Origin of the sequence: Enterococcus infantis (assembly GCF_049166715.1) — a bacterium.
GTDB classification, from domain to species: Bacteria; Bacillota; Bacilli; order Lactobacillales; family Enterococcaceae; genus Enterococcus_C; species Enterococcus_C leclercqii.
Genome location: NZ_JBMHFB010000010.1, coordinates 18,152 through 38,807 on the forward strand (window position 1 = coordinate 18,152; position 20,656 = coordinate 38,807).

A 20,656-nucleotide genomic window follows, 5' to 3' on the forward strand; every position below is an offset into this window, starting at 1 on the left:
GTATCATGATACCTGAAATCCCCCAAGCAACAAAAAACGCCGACGCATCACTTACCATTTTCCCGTGGTTTTGATATGATAAAGTCATTGAAGTCATAAGAAAGGGAGGAAGACGCATGATTAAAGCAATCTTTTTTGATATCGATGGGACACTGCTTTCAGCTGGCGGTCATGTGCTTCCTAGCACCAAAAAAGCAATCCGTGCAGCGCAAGAACGGGGAATATTGGTGGGAGTTGCCACCGGTCGTGACCCTGCTAAAGTGGGGCGTTTATTAAAATGCCTGCCATTGGATATGTATGTTACCTATAACGGCCAGTTAGTTTATACCAACGAAGACCTTGTTTACTCGCGAACTTTTGAGCGAGAAGCTTTGGAGCAAATCGTCAGCTACGCCGATCAAAACAGTCGGTCCGTGAATTTTGGCTTGAGAGAACAAGTCATCGGCAGTCGCTTGATGAAATTGGGCCAGTCGGTAATCGGCCAGCGCTTGATCCGCTTTTTGCCCCGCAGTTTGCCCGTCGGATTCATGAAAGGGGCGCTGCAAAAAATTCATTTTTTGCGTTCGGACTTGCATTATCGGCGGATGGGAATTTTGGATCAACCGGTGTACCAATGCATGATGTTCAGCCCTGTTGCTGGAGATCGGCGCTTGGCGGCGGCATTGCCAGGCTGTGATTTATTGCGTTCCAATACTTTTTCAGTGGATATCGTGCCAAAGGGAGGTTCCAAATTAGCGGGAATCCAGCATGTGTTGACAGAAAAAGGCATCGATACCAAAGAGGTGATGGCTTTTGGCGATCACCTCAATGACATTGACATGCTAAAGGGTGTAGGAATTGGGGTAGCAATGGGAAACGGCCAGCAACAAGCCAAAGCTGCGGCAGATTACGTCACTGGCTCCAATAATTCCGATGGGATTGCCCAAGCTCTTAGACACTATCGAATCATATGATTGCTTGCTAAAGGAGAAATAACTAATGACTGAGACAAAAAATAAGACACCTTATGAAATGGTGGCGGCTTTTCATGATATTTTTGATCCTAGAAAGTCCCCACAACCCACGGCTTTTGATTTTCAAGAAGCTCTTTTTCGCGCGGATTTCAAAGTCGAAGAACTGGTCGAATTCTTATATGCCGCAGCCGCTGGCGATCACCGGCGCTTTGACCAACAAGTGGAGGCACTCCATGAGGCAATTGATCGCGCACAGGCGAAGGTTTTACAAAAAAATGAGCCAGTGACCGATGCCTTGGTGGCTCAAACGGATGCATTGACGGATTTGTTATACCTGACTTATGGGAGCTTTGCTTTGATGGGGGTCGATCCCCAGCCGATTATGGCCATCGTGCATGAGGCAAATATGGGCAAGCTGTTTCCTGACGGCAAGCCTCATTATGATCCTGTCACGAACAAAGTAATGAAACCGGCAAACTGGGCTGAAGAATTCGCGCCGGAAGCCAAAATCAAAGAAGAATTGCAGCGCCAACTTCGACAAGGACAAGAAAATTGATCAAAGGTACGGCTAAATTCAAGTCTGACCTGCTAAACTTCTTTTAAACTGTTAAACAAAGTCGAAAAAACCGTGCTGTCTGAAGTCCCGCCAACTGCCATATTTTGGCAACTGGCTATGTCTTAGACAGCACGGTTTTTGTTTAGTCAAAAAAGGTGTAATACAAGGTGCGGATAGCCAATTTCTCTTGGTCTTTATGGATGCCGAACATGATGCTGACTTCAGAAGAGCCTTGATTAATCATTTCCAAGTTGATTCGTTTGCGAGCCAGTGCGGCAGTACTTTCTGATGTGACCCCGACTCGTTGACGCATTCCTTCACCCACCACCATGATCATGGAAAGATCATGGGTGATGCGCAGTTCATCTGGATCAATTTCATAAGCAATCTTACGCATCAGCTGTTCTTGCAGCTCATTGTCTAACTGATTGCTGCGAATGACAATTGAGATGTCATCAATTCCAGAAGGCATGTGTTCATAGCCGATACCAAACTCTTCTAAAATTGTCAGTACACGGCGGGTAAAGCCAATTTCTCGGTTCATCAGGTATTTGCTGATGTAAATCATGCTGAAACCTTCATCACTGGCAATCCCGATGACTGGCTTTTCATGCTGATCGCGCTTGGGAATAATCTTGGTTCCCTTACAGTTGGGATTGTTGGTATTTTTGATAACCACTGGAATCTTCGCACGATAAGAAGGCATTAGCGCCTCATCATGGAAGACCGTAAAGCCGGCATAAGCCAGTTCTCGCATTTCCCGATAGGTCAGTTCTTTGATGATTTCAGGATGATGAACATAGCCGGGATGGGCGGAGTAGATTCCGTCAACATCCGTGAAGTTTTCATAGAGATCCGCCTTCACACCGGCGGCGACAATCGAGCCACTGATATCTGACCCCCCGCGAGAGAAGGTACAAATATTGCCTTCTTCGGTGTAGCCGAAAAAGCCGGGAATCACCAGGACAGCTTCTGAGTCGGCCCATTTATAGATTTTTTTGTATGCCTTGTAGAGGACCCGGGCGTTGCCGGGTTCGTCAGAAACTAAAATTCCCAGCTCTTTAGGATTGATATAGCGAGCATTGACGCCTTCTGCCTGCAAGATTCCGGCAATCAGCTTGGCATTGTTGTCCTCTCCTCGGCTTAAAATATGATCGTAAAGATGAGGATTATTTTCAATAGGCAGCTGATTCACTGCCTCCAGATCAAGCCGAATCGCAGCCAGGTGTTCTTCATCGACTTCAAAGGCCTCACCAATCTCCAGATAGCGGGAGAAGATCTCCTCAATAACTGGTGAGAGACTTTTATGGGCCAATTTTCTTTCATATAATTGAATCAACAGATCAGTCACTTTAGTGTCAGAACTGTTCCGCTTCCCCGGTGCGGAAACCACAACAAAACGCCGGGTTGGATCATCTTTGACGATAGCCACAACTTTGCGAACCTGTGCACTGGAAGCAAGCGAACTGCCTCCGAATTTGATAACCTTCATGTTGACCTACCCCTTTTGTGTAAAGTGAGGCATCCACCCTCCGATGCCTTCATGACAGAAACCTAAGTATTGTTTTTAGAGTACAAAAATCTGCCACAAATTGCAAGGTGTTTCCAATTGAATTGTCAGAAAAATGGAAAATTTACTGAAAGACTTTATAAAAACTGCTGTAAATCTTTTAAAAGTTTCTAGCGCAAAGGAAAATTTCCATAGCGTTTATGAAAATTAAGCGTTGCAAAAAAATGTAAAGTTTTTTATGATAGCTAGTGCTAGTGTTGGGGCTTTGTGCTATAATCTAGCGTAGATGCCTTTTAGGGTATTTTCCATATATACAGTGTTTTTCACTACTTTTTTCATATAAAATAAGCCTGCTTAAAGGCATAATACCAGATATTTTGAATGCGGAGGAGACCAGCAATGTCTACACAAGTTATCATCGGGATCATCATCGCCATCGTCGTCGTGGCAGCCATCTTATATGGTGTCGGTTTTGTGATGAGGAAAAAGAATCAGGATAAGCTTCATGAGTTGGAAAAACGGCGGGAAGCACTCTTCGATCTGCCGGTCCTGGAAGAAGTCGACGATGTGAAAAAGATGCATCTGGTAGGACAAAGCCAAAACACCTTCCGCGAATGGAATCAAAAATGGACGGATATCTCCACTTCTTCTTTTGCGGAATTGGAAAGCCGCATTTTCGAGGTAGAGAGCCTAAATGAAACTTTCCGTTTTATGAAAGCCAAAGCGGCTATTGTGGATGCCGAAGAAACTATGAACGAAATGGAAACCGAAGTCGAGCAAGTCAGAAACGGCTTGAAAGAATTGCGGGAATCAGAGGAACGCAATTCATTGGAAGTCCAAAAAGCGCTGGATGTCTACGAAGAGTTGAAAAAGACATTGCGGGAAAACGGAGAGGAATATGGTCCAGCCTATTCCGAACTGCAAAAACAACTGAAAAATATCGAGATCGAATTTACCCAATTCGTAACACTGAATACTTCCGGCGATCCGGTTGAAGCTCGGGAAGTACTGGAACAAGCCGAACAGCACACCTATGAGTTGGAAGATACGATGAAGCGTATCCCGGCAGCCTATGAAGAATTGAACAAAACTTTCCCGGATCAGCTCAAAGAAATCCAAGAAGGTTACAAAAAACTGTTGTCAGACAACTACGTCTTTCCAGAAGAGAACTTCCAAACTGAAATTGACCGCGTGAAAAAGCGCGTTGAAAAATCAATGGGAGATCTGGAAAAAACCGAAGTTCAAACGGTGGAAGTTGCCAATCGCGACACGGCCAGTGCGATTGATTCACTGTACACAGTCATGGAACGAGAAATGGATGCCCGCAAATACGTGCACAAAAATCGTCCTGTTGTAGAAGAATACATTCAACATGCCAATAAGAACAATCATCAGCTGATGATTGAGATTGACCATACCTCTCAAAGTTATACGTTGAATCACAACGAATTGGGCAAGGTTCGTGGTTTCCAACAAGAAATCGACGAGCTAAACCGTCAGAAAAATGTAATCCATCCAAAACTGGATAACCACGAATTGCCATTTTCTGATGCGCAAACTTTCTATAAAGATGCCTACAAGATATTAGATGATGTGGAAGGCCAACAAGTAGAGATTGACAATGGCTTGCGAGAACTGCGACAAGGGGAACAAGCTGCTCAGAAAAAAATCGAGCAGTATGAATTCCGCTTACGCAACTTAAAACGCTATGTGGAAAAACAACGCTTGCCAGGCTTGCCAGGAGATTATCTAGAAGGGTTCTTCATGGCCACCGACCGCGTGGAAGACTTAAGCAAAGCCTTGAATAAGATTCGGGTCAACATGGTAGAGGTCAACAAATTGGTGGCTGATTGCGAAAGCGACATCAAGGCACTAGAAACCAAAACCAACGATTTGGTGGATGCAGCAGCATTGACTGAACAAATGATGCAATACGCGAATCGTTACCGTCATTCTCATCCTGAGATCAAAGCGGCCATCGATCGTAGCCTGAGCTTATTTAGTAAAGAATACAAGTACCAAGCTGCTTTGGATGAAATTGGTCAAGCCTTGGAACGAGTAGAACCGGGTGCCTTCAAACGTATCGAAAGCTTCTACTTCAATAACCGCGACTTGGTTTAAGTCACAACCTCTCAATAACCAAAGACCTTCCGAACTTTCACGGAAGGTCTTTTTCTATCGAAAGCTTTTAAAACTACGGATAGGACGGTTAAAAGTTTTTACAGAGGGGCTGTTCTATTCTGCCGACAGAACGATCACAAAATGCACATTGACGCGTTGTTAAAGTTTTAAGACCGAGTAAGGTCCCTTGAAAGGCAGGATAACAACGTATATAATGAGAAAGAATTTTTGCCTGCCGCTGCTCAGTACTTTTAGTTGAGCCCAGGGTAGGAACAGAGAGGACCGTAATTATGATATATTTTGACAACAGTGCCACTACCGCTATTCATCCATTGGCACTGGATGCTTACGTAAAAACCAGCCAGAAAATTATGGGTAATCCTTCCAGTCTGCATGATCTGGGGACACAGGCGAATCGTTTGATGCAGCAGGCTCGCAAGCAAATTGCCGGTATTTTGGCAGTATCACCTCACGAAATCTGGTTTACTTCCGGTGGAACAGAAGGCGATAACTGGGTGCTGAAGGGAACGGCTCTTGCTAAAAAGTCTTTTGGCAATCATCTAATTATCTCTGCTGTTGAACATCCGGCAGTTTCTGAGACCGCTCAACAGCTGGCAGAATTAGGCTTTGAAGTGAGCATTGCACCAGTGAACAAAGAAGGCTTCGTTGATGTGGACCAGCTGGCAGCACTTATTCGCAAAGAGACGATTTTAGTCTCGGTGATGGCAGTAAACAATGAAGTTGGGATGATTCAACCCATCCAAGCAATCAGCGAGCTGCTGAAGAATTATCCGAAAATCCATTTCCATGTGGATGCGGTTCAAGCGATTGCCAAGGTTCCTCAAGAACTCTGGCTAACGGAGCGAGTGGACTTTGCGACTTTTTCCGCCCATAAATTTCATGGACCACGAGGCGTTGGTTTTATCTATTGGCGAGAAGGCCGCAAACTAGCGCCACTTATGACCGGTGGTGGACAAGAAGAAAATCATCGCAGTGGAACCGAAAATGTTGCTGGAATTGTGGCGATGGCCAAAGCGCTACGTCTCGCTGTTGAAAAAAAAGCGGAACGACCTGCACATGTAGCAAAGTTGAAAGAATACCTGACCGAAGAACTACAGAAGTTTGCGAAGGTCACCGTCTTCAGTGGGGCAGAAAACTTCGCGCCTCATATTCTGTGTTTTGCTCTACAAGGAATTCGAGGCGAGGTCATGGTTCATGCTTTGGAAGAAAAGCAAATCTACATTTCCACCACCAGCGCTTGTTCTTCCCGCAGTAAGACCGAAAGCAGCACGCTTCACGCCATGAATGTAGCCGGCAATTTGGCAACCTCTGCTGTACGGGTCAGTTTGGACGAAAGCAATACCATGGCAGAAGTGGAACAGTTTTTGATTATCTTCAACCAGCTGTACCGCAAATTTTCAAAAATCAACTGAGACACAGCAAAGACCAGGCTGCTGTTTGATAGAAGCAGCTGTTCAATAGACAAGTAAAGGGGAAACGATAGTGAATTTGAATTATACCGAAATCATGGTGCGTTATGGCGAGCTTTCCACCAAAGGAAAGAACCGCAGAAGCTTCATCATGCGTCTGGCAGAAAATGTCAAAGGGGCATTGGCTGCTCATTCTGAAATCATTGTTCGGGCAGACCGTGACCGGATGCACCTGTATTTGAATGGGGCGGATGCGGCACCTATCATTGAAAAGCTGAAGAAAGTCTTTGGTATCCAAAACTTTTCTCCTAGTATCCGGGTGGAAAAAGAACTTGATGTAATCATCACTGCGGTGCAAGAGCTGATGAAGGAAATTTATACCGGTAGCGAGACCTTCAAAATTACTGCAAAACGCAGCGACCATGGCTTTGTGCAAAACTCTGATGAATTGAACCAAACACTGGGGGCAGCTGTTTTTCGGGCAATCCCCGGAATCAAAGCGCAAATGAAAAAGCCAGACATCAACTTGCGGGTAGAGATTCGGGAGAACGGTGCTTACTTGTCCTATGAAACTATCCAAGGTGCTGGTGGGTTGCCAGTAGGAACCAGCGGCCGAGGCATGCTGATGCTCTCTGGCGGTATCGATTCCCCCGTAGCCGGCTACTTGGCAATGAAACGAGGCGTCGAGATTGAAGCTGTTCATTTTGCTTCGCCGCCTTATACCAGTGAGCAAGCCCTGCAAAAGGCCAAAGATCTGACAGTCAAATTGACCCCCTATGTGGGCAAAATTCAATTTATTGAAGTCCCTTTCACAGAGATTCAAGAAGAAATCAAACGCAGTGTCCCCCAAGGCTATTGGATGACCTTGACTCGTCGTTTCATGCTGCGGATCACAGATGCTATTCGTGAACAACGGCGCGGCCTAGTGGTTATCAACGGCGAATCTTTAGGCCAGGTTGCTTCTCAGACCCTGCAGTCGATGGTGGCTATTAACGAAGTGACCAGTACACCAATCATTCGTCCGGTGGTAACGATGGACAAATTGGAAATCATTGAAATCGCACAAGAAATCGACACTTTCCAATTAGCCATTCAGCCTTTTGAGGATTGCTGTACCATCTTTGCACCACCGCAGCCAAAAACACGACCAAAATTGGAAAAAGTCCATTACTACGAAGCACGTTTGGATGTTGAAGGGATGATTGCCCGTTCTTTGGCCGGTTTGAAAATTGAAGAAATTAGCCCTGACCAGGCAGCCGCTTCCCAAGCAGAAGCGGAATTTGCCGATTTGCTGTAAGGAAAGAAAGCTGTCCGGAGCGGGCGGCTTTTTTCTTATGAAATCAGTTGGGAGCGGGCAGCTGTCACCAATACAGCTAGTTTGATTGCTTGGAATAATTTCACAAATCTTCCGCTAATAATCAAAGGTGGTTATTGTGCAGGAGCGCATGAGATAAAAATGACAAATCATCTTTGTGAAGAAACTAAAAAACGTTGCGTATCTGTGGCTGTCGTGATACACTAACTATGTGAAAAAACGAACAAAGGAGCTTCCACCAATGGATGAACTCAATTTAAAAAATGTACCTAAAGCAACGGCAAAACGACTGCCATTGTATTTGCGGTATCTTAATATGCTGCAAGATTCCGGTGTCACTCGGATAAAATCAAAAGAATTCAGCGAGATCACCCAAGTACCCTCTGCCACGATTCGGCGGGACTTTTCCCATCTGGGGGAATTAGGACGTAGTGGCTATGGTTATGATGTCAGCTATTTGATTGAAGTATTTAACCGCATTTTGGATACCAATGAAGAAAAACGGATTGCTCTTGTGGGTTATGGAAATTTGGGTAAGGCGTTAGCTAATAATAATTTTCGCCGCAACTCCAATTTAAATATTGTTGCAATTTTTGATAACAACCCTGAGTTGGTAGGGACCGAAGTAGATGGGCATTATGTGTATCCCATCGAAGCCCTGCAAGAAAAAGTGGCGCAAGAGTGCATCACAGTAGCCATTTCAACTGTACCCAGCCAGTTTTCCCAAAGTGCGATTGATCAGATTGTGGCTGCCGGCATTACCGCTATCTTGAATTTTGCGCCAGACCGGGTGGATGTTCCCCAAAATGTCCATGTTCAATACATTGATTTGACAACTGAACTGCAGACCTTGATTTTCTTCGATCAAAATTATCAGAGCAAGATGGCGGAAAAAGTCTGAGACGCGGTTTGACTTTCAGAAAGTTCCATTGTAGAATGACCTCAGACATGGAACAAGAGGAGTAACCGCAACTTTGCTGCTTCAGAGATGGGATTCAAGGCTGAGAAATCCCTGCGGCAAGACGGTGAAGGTAGCTTGGGAGTCATCATTTCTGAAGAATGCTTTTTTGCGAAGTAGGAAGTGACGTTTTGTGCCCGTTAACGCACGTCAAAGTGGCAGAGAAATTTCTCTGCAAATTAGGTGGTACCGCGCATTCGCGCCCTAAGATGATTCGTCATCTGAGGGCGCTTTTTTTATTTGCCGACCGCCTGCCCACGCTCGTCAGCGTGTAATCCCTTGATTCCAACTAAGAAACGGAGGAACTGTTATGACTGAAAATTTGTCGACAAAGTACAATCCCCAGGAAGTAGAAGCTGGCCGTTACCAAAACTGGCTGGACCAGGATCTTTTCAAACCTAGCGGTGACCAAAATGCCGAACCCTATTCCATCGTAATTCCACCGCCAAATGTTACCGGTAAACTTCATTTGGGCCACGCGTGGGATACCACCCTGCAAGATATGATTATCCGTCAAAAACGGATGCAAGGTTTTGATACCCTCTGGCTGCCGGGAATGGACCATGCCGGGATCGCTACCCAAGCCAAAGTAGAAGAAAAGTTGCGAGAACAAGGAGTTTCTCGCTACGATCTGGGACGAGAAAAATTCGTTGAACAAGTTTGGGACTGGAAAGAAGAATATGCCGGTCATATTCGGGAACAATGGGCGAAAATGGGCCTGTCGTTGGATTACAGCCGTGAGCGCTTTACGCTGGATGATGGGTTGTCCGAAGCAGTCCGCAAAGTTTTTGTAGGCCTGTATGAAAAAGACTTGATCTACCGTGGCGAATATATCATTAACTGGGATCCACAAGCGCGGACTGCCCTTTCTGATATCGAGGTTATCCACAAAGATGTCGAAGGCGCTTTTTATCACATGACCTATCCGTTGGCCGATGGTAGCGGGGTGGTTGAGATTGCTACGACTCGTCCTGAAACTATGTTAGGAGATACGGCAGTTGCGGTACATCCAGCCGATGAACGCTACCAAGAGTTGATTGGGAAAAACGTCATCTTGCCATTGGTAGACAAAGAGATTCCGATTATTGCTGATGAATATGTGGACATGGACTTTGGAACCGGGGTTGTGAAGATTACGCCAGCCCATGACCCCAATGACTTTGAAGTGGGTAATCGCCACGACCTGCCACGGGTCAACGTAATGAATGACGACGGCTCCATGAACGATCTGGCGGGTAAATATGCCGGCATGGATCGCTTTGCTGCTCGTAAATTGGTTGTCAAGGATCTGGAAGAAATTGGCTGTCTTGTGAAGATTGAAAAGATGACCCACAGTGTCGGTCATTCTGAACGAACCGGTGTGGTAGTGGAACCACGACTGTCTACTCAGTGGTTTGTCCGCATGGAACCGCTGGCTAAAAAAGCCATGGCCAACCAGGAAACGGATAACAAAGTAGAATTCTTCCCACCTCGCTTCAATCAAACCTTCCTGCAATGGATGGAAAATGTCCACGACTGGGTAATTTCTCGCCAACTGTGGTGGGGCCATCGAATTCCTGCCTGGTATAACAAGACCACCGGTGAAATGTACGTAGGGATGGAAGAGCCGGCTGATCCGGAAAATTGGGAACAAGATCCTGACGTGTTGGATACATGGTTCAGCTCGGCGCTGTGGCCGTTTTCAACAATGGGTTGGCCGGATGAAGAAGCCGCCGATTACAAACGCTATTTCCCTACCAATACTCTGGTCACAGGTTACGACATCATTTTCTTCTGGGTAAGTCGAATGATTTTCCAAAGTCTGGAATTTACCGGCGAACGTCCGTTTGAGAATGTTTTGATGCACGGGTTGATTCGTGACGAACAAGGCCGGAAAATGAGTAAATCATTGGGCAACGGGATTGATCCGATGGAAGTGATCGACAAATACGGCGCAGATGCCTTGCGTTGGTTCTTATCCAACGGCTCTGCACCAGGTCAAGATGTTCGTTTCAGCTACGAAAAAATGGATGCTGCATGGAACTTTATCAACAAGATCTGGAACGCTTCTCGTTTTGTTTTGATGAATGTCGAGGATCTCAGCTATGAAGAAATTGATCTCACTGGGCAAAAGACAGTGGCGGATCGCTGGATCTTGACCCGTCTTAATGAAACGGTGGCTAAAGTGACGGATTTGTTTGACCGCTTTGAATTTGGGGAAGCTGGTCGCCAATTGTACAACTTTATCTGGGACGATTTCTGTGACTGGTATATTGAAATGAGTAAGGAAATCTTGTACGGAGAAGATGAAGCGGCTAAGAAAACCAACCAAAGTGTGTTGGTCTATACATTGGATCAGATCCTGCGATTGCTGCATCCAATCATGCCATTTGTGACTGAAGAAATCTGGAGCAAGCTGCCACATCAAGGCACATCCCTTGTAGTAGCAGATTACCCGGTAGTTCATCCGGAGTTTGATGATGAAAATGCGGTAAAAGGGATGGCGACACTGATTGAATTGATTCGCTCGGTTCGTAACATTCGGGCAGAAGTGAACACCCCGCTGTCCAAACCAATTACGTTATTGATCCAAACCGCTGATCCGGAAATCGACAAATTCTTAACCGAAAACCAGAACTATATTGAACGCTTCTGTAATCCGGAAGAATTGGTTATCTCAGGCTCTCTAGAAGCGCCGGAACTTGCGATGTCCGCTGTTTTGACCGGCGCTACTATCTACTTGCCACTGGCGGGGTTGATCAACATTGAAGAAGAAATCACGCGTCTGGAAAAAGAATTGGACAAGTGGACCAAAGAAGTCAAACGGGTTCAAGGAAAATTAGCTAACGAACGCTTTGTTGCCAATGCTCCGGAAGCGGTCGTGGCCGAAGAACGGGCCAAAGAAAAAGACTATTTGGAAAAACAACAAGCAGTGACAGATCGGATTGCACAACTAAAAACAATCGGTTAATGAACTGTTAGAAAAAGGGTGAAGCACTAACAATCATCAAATCACCCGCTTCTGAACTGAATACGACAAATGTGAGCCAGTAAAAAAACGGCTATCTTTCATTAAATTTGATTGGAGGATAGTCGTTTTTTTTCCGACATTTTAAAGCTGGAGGATGCTGGAGTTCATCGTTTTAAAATCAGCATTCTTTTACGCTGCTCTTTGCAGCGACGAGAGGATAGTGTGCTTTCTTTGGTCGTCACGAATGCTTGGTTGGTATTTGGCTCCTGCGTTTTGGGGTGCTGAGAATCGTAACTTTCTTTCTTGAAATTTTTTTAATGAAATAGTGAAAAAAATACTCTAAAAGCAAAAAATCAGACTATAGGCTGATTTTCGTCTATACTATGTATTGTATAGTATGAGTGTAAACAAGGTATAGGTTCAAATGGCTGCATCACCAGGGAAAATAATCATAGCAAGAAAAAGAATGGAGGGGATCGGTTGGACAGTCAGTTGAAGCGCGGCTTGTTGGAATACTGTGTGTTGGCTTTTTTGCTGCAAGAGGATTCTTACGGCTATGAGATTGTTAAAAATATCAGTCCGATTATTCATATCAGTGAGTCCACTTTGTATCCCATTTTAAAACGTCTGGAAGCCCAAAAGTTAGTAACTACCTACAAGCAGGAGTACAACGGGCGGCTGCGAAAATATTATCGTATCAGTAGCAAAGGGCGGGACAATCTACGGATTTTTTATAAAGGAAAAGACAATGTTATCGCAATCTATGAGTATATCGGGAGGAGTTTGAGGGAAAATGGATAGAAAACAGTTCTTGGCAGCGTTGATGGTGTATTTGCCGGCGGGGATAAATGATATTGAAAAATCAGAGTTTCTCGATTATTACGATGAAATGATTCGGGAGTTTGTGGCGGATGGCTATACAGAAGAAGAAGCGACTGCCATGGTAGGAGATCCTGAAGAAATTGTTGCCAATGGGGAATTTTCAAAGGCTTATATGAAGGACAATGCCGCATCAAAAGGCCGGATCAATCTGGGAATTCTTTTACTTTTGGTTTTGGGCTTTCCGCTGTGGGGGAGCATATTGTTAGCCGCAGTTTGTCTGCTGCTTTCAGGTTATATTTTGTTATGGACGCCGCTAATCGTGACAGGTAGTTTCACAGTTGCCGGGCTTTTGGGCGGGCTGGCTTCCATGTTATTGAGTCTAGTGGCGGTACAAGATGGTCTGGCAGTTGCACTGATGCAATTTGGCAGTGGTATGGTGCTGGTGGGCATTGGTTTGATTTGCGGAGTACTGACTATCAAATGCAGCGGTTGGATTTTGGCAGTTAGCAAACGAAAAACAATGGCAATTTGGAATGGGTTGCAAAAGGGGGTCACAAGATATGGCTACTAAGAAAATTTTGCAGATTGGCGGCGCGTTTATTTTGATTGGGCTGGTGCTGATGATTGGCGCTGTGTTGCTGGTGGGTGGTGACTTGAATCCCCTGATCTCCGGAGAATGGCATTGGTACCGCACCATTCATTTCGGCTGATTCGCAGGGGTGTTGAAAGAATTGTCATGGTTTTGTCAAGCTAATGTTCCAGAATAGCCTTAAAACCCGCAGAGGTCTGTTTTAGAGCAGCTATCTGCGGGTTTATTGTTTTTTCAGATCAAACGCTCTTTTTGACGAATATTTTACCAGGACAGCGTTCCCACGAAAAACCGGATAAGACAGGGGTTCAGGCTTTTGTTATAATGGGGATGTTCAGCAATCAGGGCGACCCGTACGAAAAAGTCGGGTACGTAAAAATGAGGTGCGGGAAAATGGTAAAAACAGGAAACGAAGCAATCGCATGGATCCACAGTCGGCTGCCTTTTGGCTCACGGCCGGGGCTGGAGCGGGTCAATGGACTTTTAGAACTTGTCGGCCATCCGGAAGACAAAGTTCCGACGATCCACATTGCCGGCACCAATGGCAAGGGCTCGACAGTCAGCTACCTGCGGGAAATGCTGCAAGAAGCGGGAATTACAGTGGGGACATACACGTCGCCTTATATCGAATCCTTCAATGAACGAATCGCAATTGATGGCAAACATATCTCTGATGAGGAACTGGTAACGCTGGTGAATAAGTATCAGCCACTTGTCTCTCAGTTAGATGCCAAAGAAGAAGTCAAAGGAATCACCGAGTTTGAAACACTAACGGCCATGGCGCTGGACTACTTTTTGGAAAAAGAGGTGGATGTGGCAATTATCGAAGTTGGCCTTGGTGGCTTGTTGGATTCTACAAATGTAGTGAAGCCGTTGCTGTGTGGAATTACCACTATTGGGATGGATCACACGGAAATCTTAGGGGACACGTTAGAGGCTATCGCTTACCAAAAAGCAGGAATCATCAAACCAGGTATTCCGGTGGTGACTGGGAACATTCCCGTCAATGCTCTGCAAGTGATTCAACAAACCGCGGCTGAAAAGCGGGCACCGATTTATCGCTATGAAAAGGAATATCATGTCAACTATAAACACCCTGCTGATGAGTGGGGAGAAGTGTTCGATTTTCTCAATGAGCGAGGCAAACTCACGAATTTGAAAACGGCTCTCATCGGTCGCCACCAACCAGAGAATGCCGGTATGGCTATCCAGTTGTTCGAATGCTACTGCCAAATCAAAGGCATTCCCATTGAGGAAAAAGCGATTCGTAACGGGTTGAAAAAGACCCACTGGCCAGCTCGAATGGAGCGTCTTAGTAAAGAACCGCTGATTTTGCTGGACGGAGCCCACAACACACATGCAATGCGCCGCCTCGTGGAAACGATGAAAAAAGAATTCAAGGAGTATAAGGTCAGCATTTTATTTTCGGCATTGTCTACCAAAAATGTCGATGAGATGTTGGCGCTGCTTCTAGAAATTCCCAATGCTAAGATTTATGTGACTACCTTTGATTATCCTAAGGCACTGGAGCTGGATGACAAGTTTGAAAATACTGCGGACAAGCGTGTGACCATTGTTTCGTTGTGGCAGTTTGGCTTGGGAGAAATCTTAGAGAAAATGACCGATGAAGACCTGCTGCTAGTGACTGGTTCATTGTACTTTGTCTCAGATGTTCGCTCACTACTGCTGGAGATGGGAGGAGACGGACATGCAGACTAAAGGAATCATTTTTGATATGGATGGGTTGATTTTTGACACGGAGGCACTGGTGTATAAAAGCAGTCAGCAAGCTGCCGATTCATTGGCAATGGCTTACGACAAACAAACATATCTTCGCTATTTGGGAATCAGTGATGAAGAGTTTGTGGAAAAGATTCACGCAGATTTTGATGAACAGTACGGTGCTGAAATCATCAGTGAATTTGTTCGGCGGGCCTACGCCAATTCTGAAGCCATGTTTTCAGCTGGTTTGGTGGAATTGAAACCAGGGGTAAGAGAACTGTTGGCCTATCTGGATGAACAAGGAATCACCCGCATCCTCGCTTCTAGCAACAATCGACCAGCGATTAACCGCTTATTGGCGCAGGCTGAGTTGGCAGAGGAGTTTCCTGTTGTTGTCTCGGCAAATGATGTGAGCCGGGCCAAGCCTGATCCGGAAATTTTCTTATTGGCAGCTGAAAAATTGGCTTTGCCCAGAGAAAATCTGTTGGTACTGGAAGACTCCAAACACGGCGTCAATGCGGCATTTGCTGCTGATATTCCGGTGATCATGGTACCGGATCTTTTGGGTCCAGATGATGCACTGACTGCTAAAACTGCGGCAGTACTGCCGGATCTTTTGGCGGTACGAGACTGGCTCAAACACAACTGAAATTAGGACTCTTTTGCGTATGTTCTTTTGAAGAGACTGCACTGCTGTGGCGGTTTTTTTCAACAGTTGTCGGTGAAAAAACGGCAGCTGCTATTCCTGCGCAAAGGAGTTTTTTTGTATGACTCAAGGATTTCAAACAATCCCTAAAAGCAGCCGTCCTCGGGAACGACTGCTGACATATGGTGCAGAAAGCCTGTCAGATCAGGAACTTCTGGCAATCTTACTGCGTACAGGCACACCGCAGTTAAATGTAATGGAGTTAGCTGCCCAAGTTTTGTCTGAGTTTCCCTCGTTATTTGATCTGAAGCTGGCCAGCCTGGCTGAGTTGCAACGGATCAATGGTGTGGGTCAAGTCAAAGCGTTAGAACTTTTGGCCATGATTGAATTGGGCGGGCGAATCCAAAAAGCCCTACAGCCGAAACTGGGACAAGTCCGCACCAGCATGGATCTGGCTTTCACGTTGATGGAAGATATGAAAGACTACCAGCAAGAGCACCTGTTGTGTCTTTATTTGAATACCAAAAACGAAATCATTAAAAAAGAGACCCTCTTCATCGGTTCCCTTAATCAATCTGTCGCTCATCCGCGAGAGATCTTTCGTGGCGCGGTTCGGGTGTCAGCGGCTCGTCTGATTGCTGTCCACAATCACCCCAGTGGCAATCCCGCACCAAGTGAGAATGATCTGCAATTTACACGGCGTTTGAAAGCTTGTGGCGAGATGATGGGAATCGAATTGCTGGATCACCTCATCATCGGTCATGACAGCTATGTCAGTCTGCGGGAAGAAGGTCTTTGGGAGAAGTAAAGGGATTTTTTCTCATTTATTGACTGTTATTGTCAGACCCGAACGTTTGCGCTAGAAATCATAGGGGAAAGAATACCACAGGCTTGCAAATATCTAATGAGACGTGTAGAATGAGTATGTAATTTTGTTTGCTCCATAGAAGTGCTTAACACCTGTTAACGTTATACCTCTATCGTATGCAAGGCAATGTTACACTAAATTTTATTTGTGCTGATGCACGAGAGAGGATGTATTTAACATGGAACACGGAACAGTTAAATGGTTCAACGCAGAAAAAGGCTTCGGATTTATTTCACGTGAAGACGGCAGCGACGTATTCGTTCACTTCTCAGCTATCCAAGGCGACGGCTTCAAAACTTTGGAAGAAGGCCAAGCAGTATCTTTCGACGTTGAAGATTCAGACCGCGGCCCTCAAGCAACAAACGTTACAAAAGACTAATATCTGACGAACGTACCGGGCATCCTTCGAGGGTGTCCGGTTTTTTCTTTGTTCTAAATTCCAGTAGCACCAAATTAGCTGCCTGACAGAAGTGAGGTTTGCTATACTGGAAAAGAGAGGAAGTGGCAGCATGTCCGTTTTGGAAGTACAGCAGATGAGTTATAAGTCAGGAGCAAATCAGATTCTCACAGAAATCAGCTTTGCTGTTCCACAAGGGGAATATCTGGCAATCTCGGGCCCGTCAGGAGGAGGCAAGAGCACGTTATTAAAAGTGATTGCCAGCTTATTGACACCGACCAGCGGCAAGATTTTATTTAAGGATAAAGACCAGAACGAGTATCCGGTGACTGACTATCGCCGGCAGGTTTCTTATTGTTTTCAGCAGCCGACACTGTTTGGAAAAACTGTCCGCGACAATACCGAATTTCCTTTTACCATTCGCAATCAAGTTTTTTCGGAGGATAAAGTTCGTGAGCTGCTTCAATTGGTGGACTTGCCGGTGTCATTTCTGGATAAACCAATCATTGAACTTTCCGGTGGAGAACGGCAACGAGTGGCGCTGATTCGCAATCTGATGTTTTTGCCGGAGATTCTGCTTTTAGATGAGGTAACAGTAGGCCTGGATGAAGAAAGTAAAGGTATTGTCCAAGCGCTGGTGCAAAACGTGCACAAGCAGGGCGTGACCATCCTGCAGGTTAGTCATGATGAAGAGGATCTGCAACAGGCAGCTCGGGTTTTGAAAATGGAAGGGGGACATTTGAAGTATGAATCAATTGGCCGTTAACGATTTGTCATTGGTATTTGCTTTTTTACTGGTTTTGATTGCTGTTGGAATTAGTTATAAGGAAAAATTGCAGCTGTCAAAAGACATTTTTTACAGTATTTTTCGAGCCGTCCTCCAATTGGTGATTGTAGGTTATGTATTGAAATATATTTTCCAGCTGGACAATCTATTTTTGACAGCTGGCATGAGCCTGTTCATCGTCTTCAATGCCGCTTGGAATGCCCACAAACGCAATCCAAACCGCCAGAAGAAATATTGGACCTCCTTGTTGGCGATTTTTGTCAGCACTTATGTCACTTTAGGCGTGTTGGTGGCCGCCGGAGCGATTAAGTTCGTTCCTTCTCAGATTATTCCTATCAGTGGCATGATTGCTTCCAATTCAATGGTAGCAATCGGGTTATGTTACCGCAATCTAGCCAGCCAGTTTCGTGATCAACGACAACCAGTATTGGAAAAATTAGCCTTGGGGGCAGATGCCAAAGCAGCCTCTTTACCTATCCTGCGAGAAAGTATCAAAACCGCCATGCAACCAACCATTGATTCTGCGAAAACAGTGGGACTGGTGAGTCTACCAGGGATGATGTCAGGATTGATTTTTGCCGGCGTTGACCCGGTTCATGCTATCAAATACCAAATCATGGTGACCTTCATGCTGTTGTCTACCACTAGTCTGGGAGCTATTATTGCGGGGTATACGGCCTATCGAAATTACTTCAACGACCGTTTGCAGCTGCTGGATATGTAATTGCTGCCTGCTCTTTTGGAACTTGACGATTTTCAGTTCAACTGTTGCCAGGTTAAAAGCCGATTGATCAGCAGAGGCTAGACTAAAAACAGGCTCTGACAGCAATTATTTCTCAGTGGACAGTGGTGAATGCTTGCATCTTAGTCTTAGAAGGAACCTTGCCATACCCATAGAGAAAAAAATGAATGACACTGACTTTTCTTGATGAAATCAAGCTTAGTCAGTGTTTGAAATGTTTAGTAATGAAAAGCCAAGGCCCTTCCACTGTTTTTAATGGAAGGGCCTTGGCTTTTGAAATCTCACGTTTGGTAATGCTCGCTTTGAGGATGGTGACAGGTTGTGATCACCGTTCTTTTCATATTCTTATTCAGGTGCCATGATCATTGAGAGAATCATCGGATGGCGCTCAGTCTTTTCAAATAGGAAAGGCTGGAGCGCATTGCTCATGGCTTCTTTCAATTTGTGCTCATTGACATCTTTTTGATTCAAAGCTTCTCGCAAGGCTCTGAACAAAAGGGTTTGGGCTTCATAAATCATGTCGCCGGATTCTCGCATATAGACAAAACCGCGAGAAAGAATATCTGGGCCAGCTAAGACTTCTTTTTTATCCAAGTCGACTGTGGCAACGGCCAAAACCAAACCTTCTTCTGATAAAATGCGACGATCTCGCAAGACCACGTTGCCGATGTCCCCAATGCCACTGCCATCGATGTACACATCGCCGCCATTGAAATGACCGGCAATTCGAGCGCTATCCGCAGTCAATGCCAACATGTCGCCATTTTCCATGATGAAGCAGTTTTCTTTTGGTACACCAGTATCTTGTGCCAAGCCGGCGTGAATTTTCAGCATCCGATATTCACCGTGGATGGGGACAAAGAATTTTGGCTTAATCAGACGCAGCATCAGTTTTTGTTCCTGTTGGCCACCGTGGCCAGAAGTATGGACATTGTTCAATTTACCGTGAATCACTTGCGCACCAGCTTCCATCAACAAGTTGATGAGATGGTTGACGCTTGTAGTATTCCCTGGAATTGGTGAGCTGGAAAAAATCACTGTATCATCCGGCTGAATCGAAATTTGCCGGTGGGTTCCGTTGGCGATTCGGCTCAAAGCAGCCATCGGTTCACCTTGGGAGCCGGTACAGAGGATCATCACTTTGTTGGCAGGCAAACGGTTAATCTCGCCAGCATCAACGAAAGTTCCTTCAGGGACATTGATATACCCGAGTTTCTGGCCGTTTACGATAGCATTTTCCATACTGCGTCCAAAGACCGCAATCTTACGTCCGCAGGCAACCGCCGCATCCGCAGCTTGTTGAAGACGAAAAATATTTGAAGCAAAGCTGGCAAAGATAATCCGTCCATCAATTTTTTCAAAGATCTTTTGGATGGATTGGCCGATTACTTTTTCCGACTGGGTAAAGGTGGGAATCTCTGCGTTGGTACTGTCAGACAAGAGACACAAAACGCCTTCTTCGCCAATCTTAGCCATTCGATGCAAGTTGGCAGGTTCGCCAACTGGAGTAAAATCAAATTTGAAGTCCCCCGTGTGCACGATATTGCCAGAAGGTGTTTTGACAACCACACCCAGCGCGTCCGGAATCGAGTGGGTAGTGCGGAAAAAGCTGACTGATGTCTTACGGAAGCGCAGGATAGTGTCTTCGTTGATTTCATGCAGTTCGGCATCCCGCAAAAGACCGTGTTCGTCCAGCTTGTTGCGAATAAGGGCCATGGCAAGCGGGCCGGCATAGATTGGAATATTGACTTGCTTTAGCAAGTAAGGAACACCACCGATATGGTCTTCGTGACCATGGGTGATAACCAGTGCTTTGACTTTATTGATATTTTGTACGATGTAACTATAATCTGGGATTACATAATCAATCCCTAACAAATCGTCTTCTGGAAACATAATCCCAGCATCGATAATGATGATCTCATCTTGGAATTGAACCCCATAACAGTTCTTCCCGATTTCACCTAAACCGCCGACGCCGAATACGCCGGTTTCATTATTTTTTAAATTGACTTTCATAGATTAAAACTCCGTCAATTTGAAGTCGGCATTTTCTTTTTCATATTCCAAGTGGTTGCCGTCCAACTCTTGAATGAATTCGATATTGTATGGGGTATTTTTTTCGACTTCTGCCCGCGCATCTACTTCGCTGTTGGCTTCAATGTAAAGGGAATGTGTTTGTTCCCGTTTTGGATTGCGGACCTTGGTTTCTTGATAATAAACTTTGTAAATCATGTGTTAGTCTCCTTTGTAATAAATGTGTGAAAACAGGGTGAAACGGTGCACGAAA

At 45.3% G+C, this 20,656-nt stretch carries 19 protein-coding genes and 1 other annotated feature; of the genes, 16 read left to right on the top strand and 3 right to left on the bottom strand.

Annotation, left to right across the window (positions count from 1 at the left end):
* Positions 1-116 precede the first annotated feature (116 nt).
* A complete protein-coding gene (locus tag ACOMA8_RS12125; protein ID WP_421371062.1) occupies positions 117-953 on the top strand; it encodes a Cof-type HAD-IIB family hydrolase in 837 nt (278 codons plus the stop codon).
* A gap of 25 nt (positions 954-978) precedes the next feature.
* The gene (locus ACOMA8_RS12130) at positions 979-1,509 is read left to right on the top strand and encodes a pyrophosphohydrolase domain-containing protein (RefSeq protein ID WP_421371064.1); all 531 of its coding nucleotides are present in this window, start codon (positions 979-981) and stop codon (positions 1,507-1,509) included.
* Between the two features lie 142 nt (positions 1,510-1,651).
* On the opposite strand, the gene ACOMA8_RS12135 is transcribed toward ACOMA8_RS12130, so the two are convergent.
* Positions 1,652-3,001, bottom strand: a complete 1,350-nt coding sequence (locus ACOMA8_RS12135) for an aspartate kinase (protein WP_161899301.1) — start codon at positions 2,999-3,001, stop codon at positions 1,652-1,654.
* A gap of 417 nt (positions 3,002-3,418) precedes the next feature.
* On the opposite strand from ACOMA8_RS12135, the gene ezrA reads away from it, so the two are divergent.
* From ezrA to ACOMA8_RS12205, 14 genes are all read left to right on the top strand, one after another.
* Positions 3,419-5,140: a septation ring formation regulator EzrA gene (gene ezrA, locus ACOMA8_RS12140; RefSeq protein ID WP_161899302.1), complete on the top strand. Its 1,722-nt coding sequence runs from the start codon at positions 3,419-3,421 to the stop codon at positions 5,138-5,140.
* 290 nt (positions 5,141-5,430) lie between these two features.
* The gene (locus ACOMA8_RS12145; RefSeq protein WP_421371067.1) at positions 5,431-6,573 is read left to right on the top strand and encodes a cysteine desulfurase family protein; all 1,143 of its coding nucleotides are present in this window, start codon (positions 5,431-5,433) and stop codon (positions 6,571-6,573) included.
* A gap of 76 nt (positions 6,574-6,649) precedes the next feature.
* Complete coding sequence (thiI, locus tag ACOMA8_RS12150; protein WP_161899865.1) at positions 6,650-7,867, top strand: tRNA uracil 4-sulfurtransferase ThiI; 1,218 nt, start codon at positions 6,650-6,652, stop codon at positions 7,865-7,867.
* Positions 7,868-8,126: 259 nt separating this feature from the next.
* Entirely contained in the window at positions 8,127-8,786 is a 660-nt protein-coding gene (locus ACOMA8_RS12155; protein ID WP_421371069.1) for a redox-sensing transcriptional repressor Rex, read from the top strand.
* A gap of 39 nt (positions 8,787-8,825) precedes the next feature.
* Positions 8,826-9,053, top strand: a binding site (T-box leader).
* A 100-nt stretch (positions 9,054-9,153) separates the two neighbouring features.
* Complete coding sequence (locus ACOMA8_RS12160; RefSeq protein WP_421371071.1) at positions 9,154-11,793, top strand: valine--tRNA ligase; 2,640 nt, start codon at positions 9,154-9,156, stop codon at positions 11,791-11,793.
* A gap of 480 nt (positions 11,794-12,273) precedes the next feature.
* The gene (locus ACOMA8_RS12165) at positions 12,274-12,594 is read left to right on the top strand and encodes a PadR family transcriptional regulator (protein WP_161899306.1); all 321 of its coding nucleotides are present in this window, start codon (positions 12,274-12,276) and stop codon (positions 12,592-12,594) included.
* Positions 12,587-13,186, top strand: coding sequence for a DUF1700 domain-containing protein (locus ACOMA8_RS12170; RefSeq protein ID WP_421371074.1), 600 nt, complete (start codon positions 12,587-12,589; stop codon positions 13,184-13,186). The genes ACOMA8_RS12165 and ACOMA8_RS12170 overlap by 8 nt, the downstream gene beginning before the upstream one ends.
* Entirely contained in the window at positions 13,176-13,325 is a 150-nt protein-coding gene (locus tag ACOMA8_RS12175; protein ID WP_161899308.1) for a hypothetical protein, read from the top strand. The genes ACOMA8_RS12170 and ACOMA8_RS12175 overlap by 11 nt, the downstream gene beginning before the upstream one ends.
* Positions 13,326-13,597: 272 nt before the next feature.
* Positions 13,598-14,923, top strand: coding sequence for a bifunctional folylpolyglutamate synthase/dihydrofolate synthase (locus tag ACOMA8_RS12180; RefSeq protein ID WP_421371076.1), 1,326 nt, complete (start codon positions 13,598-13,600; stop codon positions 14,921-14,923).
* Positions 14,913-15,575 carry an HAD family hydrolase gene (locus ACOMA8_RS12185; RefSeq protein WP_421371078.1) on the top strand — a complete coding sequence of 221 codons (663 nt, stop codon included), beginning with the start codon at positions 14,913-14,915 and terminating at the stop codon, positions 15,573-15,575. The genes ACOMA8_RS12180 and ACOMA8_RS12185 overlap by 11 nt, the downstream gene beginning before the upstream one ends.
* A gap of 118 nt (positions 15,576-15,693) precedes the next feature.
* Entirely contained in the window at positions 15,694-16,380 is a 687-nt protein-coding gene (radC, locus tag ACOMA8_RS12190) for a RadC family protein (RefSeq protein WP_421371080.1), read from the top strand.
* Positions 16,381-16,618: 238 nt separating this feature from the next.
* Positions 16,619-16,819, top strand: coding sequence for a cold-shock protein (locus ACOMA8_RS12195; RefSeq protein WP_161899312.1), 201 nt, complete (start codon positions 16,619-16,621; stop codon positions 16,817-16,819).
* A gap of 130 nt (positions 16,820-16,949) precedes the next feature.
* Entirely contained in the window at positions 16,950-17,603 is a 654-nt protein-coding gene (locus ACOMA8_RS12200) for an ABC transporter ATP-binding protein (RefSeq protein ID WP_421371083.1), read from the top strand.
* Entirely contained in the window at positions 17,584-18,348 is a 765-nt protein-coding gene (locus ACOMA8_RS12205) for an ABC transporter permease (RefSeq protein ID WP_421371085.1), read from the top strand. Before ACOMA8_RS12200 ends, ACOMA8_RS12205 begins: the two co-directional genes overlap by 20 nt.
* Positions 18,349-18,711: 363 nt before the next feature.
* Here ACOMA8_RS12205 and rnjA read toward each other — a convergent pair whose 3' ends face one another.
* Complete coding sequence (gene rnjA / locus ACOMA8_RS12210) at positions 18,712-20,385, bottom strand: ribonuclease J1 (RefSeq protein ID WP_421371088.1); 1,674 nt, start codon at positions 20,383-20,385, stop codon at positions 18,712-18,714.
* A gap of 3 nt (positions 20,386-20,388) precedes the next feature.
* Positions 20,389-20,601 carry a DNA-directed RNA polymerase subunit epsilon gene (locus ACOMA8_RS12215; RefSeq protein ID WP_161899316.1) on the bottom strand — a complete coding sequence of 71 codons (213 nt, stop codon included), beginning with the start codon at positions 20,599-20,601 and terminating at the stop codon, positions 20,389-20,391.
* Positions 20,602-20,656 lie beyond the last annotated feature (55 nt).

What these genes read in the sequence shown, in the direction of transcription:
- ACOMA8_RS12125 (WP_421371062.1), top strand. Translation starts at nt 117, where the DNA reads ATGATTAAAGCAATCTTTTTTGATATCGATGGGACACTGCTTTCAGCT.
- ACOMA8_RS12130 (WP_421371064.1), top strand. Translation starts at nt 979, where the DNA reads ATGACTGAGACAAAAAATAAGACACCTTATGAAATGGTGGCGGCTTTT.
- ACOMA8_RS12135 (WP_161899301.1), bottom strand. Translation starts at nt 3,001, where the DNA reads ATGAAGGTTATCAAATTCGGAGGCAGTTCGCTTGCTTCCAGTGCACAG.
- ezrA (WP_161899302.1), top strand. Translation starts at nt 3,419, where the DNA reads ATGTCTACACAAGTTATCATCGGGATCATCATCGCCATCGTCGTCGTG.
- ACOMA8_RS12145 (WP_421371067.1), top strand. Translation starts at nt 5,431, where the DNA reads ATGATATATTTTGACAACAGTGCCACTACCGCTATTCATCCATTGGCA.
- ACOMA8_RS12155 (WP_421371069.1), top strand. Translation starts at nt 8,127, where the DNA reads ATGGATGAACTCAATTTAAAAAATGTACCTAAAGCAACGGCAAAACGA.
- ACOMA8_RS12160 (WP_421371071.1), top strand. Translation starts at nt 9,154, where the DNA reads ATGACTGAAAATTTGTCGACAAAGTACAATCCCCAGGAAGTAGAAGCT.
- ACOMA8_RS12170 (WP_421371074.1), top strand. Translation starts at nt 12,587, where the DNA reads ATGGATAGAAAACAGTTCTTGGCAGCGTTGATGGTGTATTTGCCGGCG.
- ACOMA8_RS12175 (WP_161899308.1), top strand. Translation starts at nt 13,176, where the DNA reads ATGGCTACTAAGAAAATTTTGCAGATTGGCGGCGCGTTTATTTTGATT.
- ACOMA8_RS12180 (WP_421371076.1), top strand. Translation starts at nt 13,598, where the DNA reads ATGGTAAAAACAGGAAACGAAGCAATCGCATGGATCCACAGTCGGCTG.
- ACOMA8_RS12185 (WP_421371078.1), top strand. Translation starts at nt 14,913, where the DNA reads ATGCAGACTAAAGGAATCATTTTTGATATGGATGGGTTGATTTTTGAC.
- radC (WP_421371080.1), top strand. Translation starts at nt 15,694, where the DNA reads ATGACTCAAGGATTTCAAACAATCCCTAAAAGCAGCCGTCCTCGGGAA.
- ACOMA8_RS12195 (WP_161899312.1), top strand. Translation starts at nt 16,619, where the DNA reads ATGGAACACGGAACAGTTAAATGGTTCAACGCAGAAAAAGGCTTCGGA.
- ACOMA8_RS12200 (WP_421371083.1), top strand. Translation starts at nt 16,950, where the DNA reads ATGTCCGTTTTGGAAGTACAGCAGATGAGTTATAAGTCAGGAGCAAAT.
- ACOMA8_RS12205 (WP_421371085.1), top strand. Translation starts at nt 17,584, where the DNA reads ATGAATCAATTGGCCGTTAACGATTTGTCATTGGTATTTGCTTTTTTA.
- rnjA (WP_421371088.1), bottom strand. Translation starts at nt 20,385, where the DNA reads ATGAAAGTCAATTTAAAAAATAATGAAACCGGCGTATTCGGCGTCGGC.
- ACOMA8_RS12215 (WP_161899316.1), bottom strand. Translation starts at nt 20,601, where the DNA reads ATGATTTACAAAGTTTATTATCAAGAAACCAAGGTCCGCAATCCAAAA.